6 protein-coding genes and 2 pseudogenes are annotated in these 5,087 nt (G+C 63.5%); 3 read left to right on the top strand and 5 right to left on the bottom strand.

Going from position 1 to position 5,087, the window contains the following annotated elements; translation table 11 throughout:
* Together EN925_RS22895 and EN925_RS22890 are read left to right on the top strand one after the other, a co-directional pair.
* On the top strand, positions 1-381 hold a 381-nt coding region (locus EN925_RS22895; protein WP_245487276.1), incomplete at its 5' end, for a dimethylsulfonioproprionate lyase family protein.
* A pseudogene (locus tag EN925_RS22890) lies at positions 381-1,856 on the top strand (cobyric acid synthase). The gene EN925_RS22895 and the pseudogene EN925_RS22890, both read left to right, overlap by 1 nt.
* Before the next feature lie 12 nt (positions 1,857-1,868).
* Here the strand turns inward: EN925_RS22890 and EN925_RS22885 are convergent.
* From EN925_RS22885 to EN925_RS22870, 4 genes are all read right to left on the bottom strand, one after another.
* Positions 1,869-2,285, bottom strand: a complete 417-nt coding sequence (locus tag EN925_RS22885; RefSeq protein ID WP_064993704.1) for a VOC family protein — start codon at positions 2,283-2,285, stop codon at positions 1,869-1,871.
* A 72-nt stretch (positions 2,286-2,357) separates the two neighbouring features.
* Positions 2,358-3,188 (bottom strand): AraC family transcriptional regulator, encoded by an 831-nt coding sequence (locus tag EN925_RS22880; protein ID WP_127369210.1) that lies wholly within the window; start codon positions 3,186-3,188, stop codon positions 2,358-2,360.
* Positions 3,189-3,289: 101 nt separating this feature from the next.
* Positions 3,290-3,460, bottom strand: a complete 171-nt coding sequence (locus EN925_RS22875) for a hypothetical protein (protein ID WP_127369211.1) — start codon at positions 3,458-3,460, stop codon at positions 3,290-3,292.
* A gap of 52 nt (positions 3,461-3,512) precedes the next feature.
* Complete coding sequence (locus tag EN925_RS22870) at positions 3,513-4,298, bottom strand: TSUP family transporter (RefSeq protein WP_127369212.1); 786 nt, start codon at positions 4,296-4,298, stop codon at positions 3,513-3,515.
* A 147-nt stretch (positions 4,299-4,445) separates the two neighbouring features.
* On the opposite strand from EN925_RS22870, the gene EN925_RS22865 reads away from it, so the two are divergent.
* The gene (locus tag EN925_RS22865; protein WP_064993702.1) at positions 4,446-4,877 is read left to right on the top strand and encodes a TerB family tellurite resistance protein; all 432 of its coding nucleotides are present in this window, start codon (positions 4,446-4,448) and stop codon (positions 4,875-4,877) included.
* A gap of 21 nt (positions 4,878-4,898) precedes the next feature.
* Here the strand turns inward: EN925_RS22865 and EN925_RS22860 are convergent.
* Positions 4,899-5,087 (bottom strand): annotated as a pseudogene (locus tag EN925_RS22860) (microcin ABC transporter ATP-binding protein); the annotation flags it as partial.

Below are 5,087 nucleotides of genomic sequence, written 5' to 3'. Positions count from 1 at the left end.
GGGCAGACTTATGGCGAGGCGGATTTCGGGAAAGAGTTCATCGAGAATTACGGCTGGCTGGAAGTGTTCGGCACACGTGGCCACTTTGCCAATGACGCGGCCGCCGCCGGCCTGCTGATTCTTGGACCAGATATCGTCTATCCCGACCACCATCACGTCGCCGAGGAAATCTACATTCCGCTGACCGGCGGCACCGAATGGCGCATGGGCGAGAGCGGCTTTTGCATGCGTACGGCCGGCGAGGTCGTTCATCACGCTTCCAACGTCAATCACGCCATGCGCACGGGCAAAGACCCGTTGCTGGCGCTGTACATCTGGCGCGGCGGGCCGTTGGCGCAGAAATCCGATATCACCGGAACCGTGGCGCAGGGCAGGGACTGATGGCCAAAGCGATCATGCTGCAAGGCACGGGTTCCGACGTGGGCAAGACGGTGCTGGTCGCCGGCCTCTGCCGCGCGGCAAAAAAGCGTGGGCTGAAGGTGCGGCCGTTCAAGCCGCAGAACATGTCGAACAATGCCGCCGTCGCCGAAATTCCAGGTGACAACAATGCCGGCGGCGGTGAGATCGGCCGCGCGCAATGGCTGCAGGCGATCGCTTGCGGTGTCGCACCATCGGTCCACATGAACCCGGTGCTGCTGAAGCCGCAGACCGATGTCGGCGCGCAGGTCATCGTGCAGGGCAAAATGTTCGGGGAAGCGCGGGCGCGCGACTACCAGGCGATGAAGGGCCGGCTGATGGACGCCGTGCTGGAGTCCTGGGGCAAGGTCGGCGAGGGCGCCGATCTGGTCATCGTCGAGGGCGCCGGCTCGCCGGCCGAGATCAACCTGCGCAGCCGCGACATCGCCAATATGGGCTTTGCCACGCGCGCCGATGTGCCCGTGGTGCTGGTCGGCGACATCGATCGCGGCGGCGTCATCGCTTCGGTGGCCGGCACGCATCTGATCCTGCCGGAAGAGGACCGGCGCATGATCGCCGGCTATCTCATCAACAAGTTCCGCGGCGACGTTTCGCTGTTTGACGACGGCCTGAAGTCGATCGAGACATTCACGGGCTAGCGCTGTTTCGGTGTCGTTCCGTGGCTGAAGGCGGCGGCACGCTTGCCTTCGGAAGATTCGGTGGTGCTGGAGCGGCTGGCGTCCGGCGAAGCGCGCGCGTTGAAGGTGGCGGTGCCGATGCTTGGCCGCATCGCCAATTTCGACGATCTCGACCCGCTCAAGGCTGAGCCGCAGGTCGAGGTGGTGTTCGTGCCGCCGGGAAAGCCGCTGCCCGCCGATGCCGGTCTGGTGGTCATTCCAGGCTCGAAGTCGACAATCGGCGATCTCTTGAAATTCCGCGAGAACGGTTGGGATCGCGACCTTCTTGCGCATCGCAAGCGCGGCGGCCATGTCGTCGGTATCTGCGGCGGCTTCCAGATGCTCGGCCGTATGGTGCGCGATCCCGACGGCATCGAAGGCAGCGTCACCGAAGCCGAAGGGCTCGGACTGCTCGACATCGAAACGGTGATGGAGCCGGAAAAGACGGTGCGCAACGTCAGGGCCCGTTCGGTGCCGTTCGACCTGCCGCTCGAAGGCTATGAAATCCATCTCGGCCGCACCACCGGGCCGGATACGCTGAGGCCGTCTGCAGTCATCAATGGCATCGATGACGGGGCAGTGTCGGCCGATGGCAAGGTGATCGGCACCTATATGCACGGTCTGTTTGGCACCGACGGCTTTCGCGGAAGATTCCTCGAAAGCCTCGGCATCAAGGGCGGCGGCATCGACTACCGAGCCGAGGTCGAGCGGGCGCTGGACGAGGTCGCAGCCGAGCTGGAGACCCATCTCGACTGCGACGCGATCTTTGCACTGGCGCGGTAATTCGCGGTTGGCTCAGCCCTTGTCGCTTGCCTTCGGCCAGTAGGTGCCGAAGGACCAGACGTTGCCTTCCGGGTCGCGGCAGATGAACTCGCGGCTGCCATAGTCGCGGTTGGTCAATTCCTGGATGATCGTGGCGCCGGCCTTCCTGGCCTTGGCATAGGCGGCATCGGCATCATCGACGGCGATGTAGATCGACTTGCCGCCGCCTGAGCCAGGTTCGCCGACCATCTTGCCGTAGTCGTCGTCGCGCGCGGTGCCCAGCATGATCATCGAAGAGCCGAAAACCAGTTCGGCATGGTGCACGACGTCGCCTTCGCCATAGCGGGCCCGGACGCCGAAGCCGAAGGCTTCGCCCAGCCAGTCGATCATCTTTGCCGCGTTCCTGTAGCGCAAGGCGGGGTAGAGGCGGGGCGCTTCGGTGGTGGTCATGTCGATCTCCTTCAGCGGGGTTGGTCGATGCCCCACTGTGGGTAAAGGCCGTTCCGGCGTCTTGAAGAAATGTTACCTGGCCGAGATTCCGGTTGGTGTCTCGCCGGCGAGGTCGCGGAATTCGCGCACCAGATGCGCCTGGTCGGCATAGCCGCAATCGGCTGCGATATCGGCCCAGTCGACGGCCTGCTGCCTCGACAGGCCGAGCGCGCGGTTGAAGCGGACGATGCGCGACAGTGTCTTGGGGCCCATGCCGATGGCGTTGGAAAAACTGCCGGCGAGATGTTTGCGGCTCCAGCCCAGCCTTTCGGCGATCGATGCAATGCGGGTCCGGCCGCCGGATGTGATGATGCGGTCATAGGCCCAGGCGATTTCAAGTGGCGTCTCGGCGGCATTCTCGAGACGGGCGGTGACGAAGGCTTCGGCCATGTCGAAACGCGTCGTCCAATCCGGCGCATTGCCCAGCCGTTCACGCAGCGCCAAGCCCTGAGCGCCAAGCACGTCGTCGAGGACGACCATGCTGTCTGTCAGTTCGCTCATCGGCAGGCGGAAGAAACGGTGTGCGCCAAGCGGCGTGAAGTTGACCTGGACGCAGCAGGCGCCGCCGAAGGATTCGATCACCACCGGTCCGGCAAAGAGGCCGGCGGCGAAACTGGCGAAGCGGTCATTGTCGCCGGGGGCCTTGCCGAGGCCGATGGCGAAGGGTTCGGCGAAGCTGATGACCAGCGGTACGGTGAGCGACGCATATTCGACGTTGCGCATATGGCCGGGCGCCATTTCGCGATAGCCGCAAATGTCCGACACAATGCCCTGAAGTCGAGGATCGGGCAGGCGCCGGCGCATCTCAAACCGCCCGGCGACGGACCGGTCCTGCTCTTGCTGGGGTTGCATCTTGACTGGCATCGGCCATCCTCGCGCCAGTCAAATCTAACAGACCCAGGGCCGGAATCAAAAGCGCCCGGCTTTTGGCCGGGCGCTCCTCGTCCCCACTTCAAGGGAAATGGTCAGGCGCCGCGCATCAAGCAACCGGCGGCGAGTACGATGTAGGCGATGAGAACAATCCACACCGATGCGATTGGAATGAACGCAAGAATGCCAAGCGCGGCGAGAATGCCGATGATGGCGATAACAAGGGAAATGATGAAAACAATCTGGGTAGGCGCGCTGAGATTCATGTCTGGCTCCTCCAACATGATTCGAACAGCCTCATTCTATCAGGGCGTGTAGTCACACACCAATCATGACACGCAGTGGGTTGGCCGGGTCGGCCAGCAGCTTCACCGCCAGTGCAAGGCAGACGATCACCAGCAGCGGCTTGATCAGTCTTGCGCCGATGCGCATGGCCAGGCTGGCGCCGACGCGAGCGCCGAGGAACTGGGCGACGCCCATCATCAGGCCGATCTTCCAGTAGACGACGCCGAAGGCCGCGAAGACGATGAAGCCGCCGATGTTGGAGGCGAAGTTGAGCAATTTGGTATGCGCCGTCGCCTTGAGCACGCCGTAGCCGGCAAGTGCCACGAAGGCCAGCATGTAAAAGGAGCCGGCGCCCGGTCCGAACAGGCCATCGTAGAAGCCGATGGCGGGCACCAAGGTCAATCCAAACAGGAACGGCGACAGGCGCTCGGCGCGGTCGACATCGTTCATGTTGGGCTTGAACGCGAAGTAGAGCGCGATGGCGATCAGCACGATGGGCAGGGCAGCCCGCAGTATGTCGCCCGGCACGATCGTCGCCAGCAAGGCGCCGATGGCGCTGCCGACAAGGGCCAGAAGCGCCGACGGCAATTGCCGGCGCAGGTCGACATGCCCCTTCGACGCGTAGTGGATGGTCGCCGAGCCCGAGCCGAACATGCCTTGCAGTTTGTTGGTGGCGAGCGCCTGGACCGGCGTGAAGCCGGCAAGCAGCAGCGCCGGCACTGTGATCAGCCCGCCGCCGCCGGCGATCGAATCGACAAAGCCCGCGGCAAAAGCGGCGAAAGCGAGCATGGCGACGGTCTGGATGCTAAGGTCGATCATCTGATGTATGGGGGTGTCCGGCTGGCTGAAATATCGGGCGTTCGACCACGGCCGCCCTGTTTGCGCAAGATCGATTCCGCGCTACCTCTATCCCAGCGCATCGCGCCTGGATTGTGTTTGTGTAGTTAACCCGGAAAGAGGCTCCTGATGGCATTCGCATTGCTGGACCAGATACGTCAGATATTCGACGGCGACCCCGGCGTGCGCAAGGTGGCGGACGATCCGGTCCTATCGGCGGAACTGCTGATGCTGTTTCGCATGATCCTGGCCGACGGGTCGGTCAGCGAGAGCGAAATGGTTGCCTTCCGGCGCATCTGCAAGGATGCCTTCGGCATTCCGGAAAGCAGCATCGACAGCGTCATCGAATATCTCAACGAGTTCGGCTACGAGACCAATGGCTCGCAGGCGATTGCACTGTTCCGCGATCTCGACGTCGAGCGGCGCCGGCAATTGGCCAAACATATGGCGGAGATCGCCAAGGCGGATTCGCAACTGGCCGAGAGCGAGATCCGCCTGCTGCGCCGCACGCTCGACCTGCTCGATATCAATCCGGTCGATGTGGTCAAGACGCAGGAGTGATCGGGCCGCCTTCTCTCCTGATCAGCCTTGCTCCCGCAGCCGCTCCGCGATCGCCCGGTGCAAGTCAGGGGCGGCGGTGACAAGCGCCTTGGCAGCCTCGGACTGCGGGTGGTCGAGCACTTCGCTCGTCTTGCCGCGCTCGACGATCTTGCCGTCATGCATGACCAGCACCTCGTCCGTGATGGCGCGGGCCACGGTCAGGTCGTGGGT

It is taken from the genome of Mesorhizobium sp. M7A.F.Ca.US.006.04.2.1 (assembly GCF_004022915.1).
Lineage (GTDB): Bacteria > Pseudomonadota > Alphaproteobacteria > Rhizobiales > Rhizobiaceae > Mesorhizobium > Mesorhizobium ciceri.
Note: the sequence above shows the minus strand (reverse complement) of the source record. Positions and strands in the feature narration are given on the sequence as shown.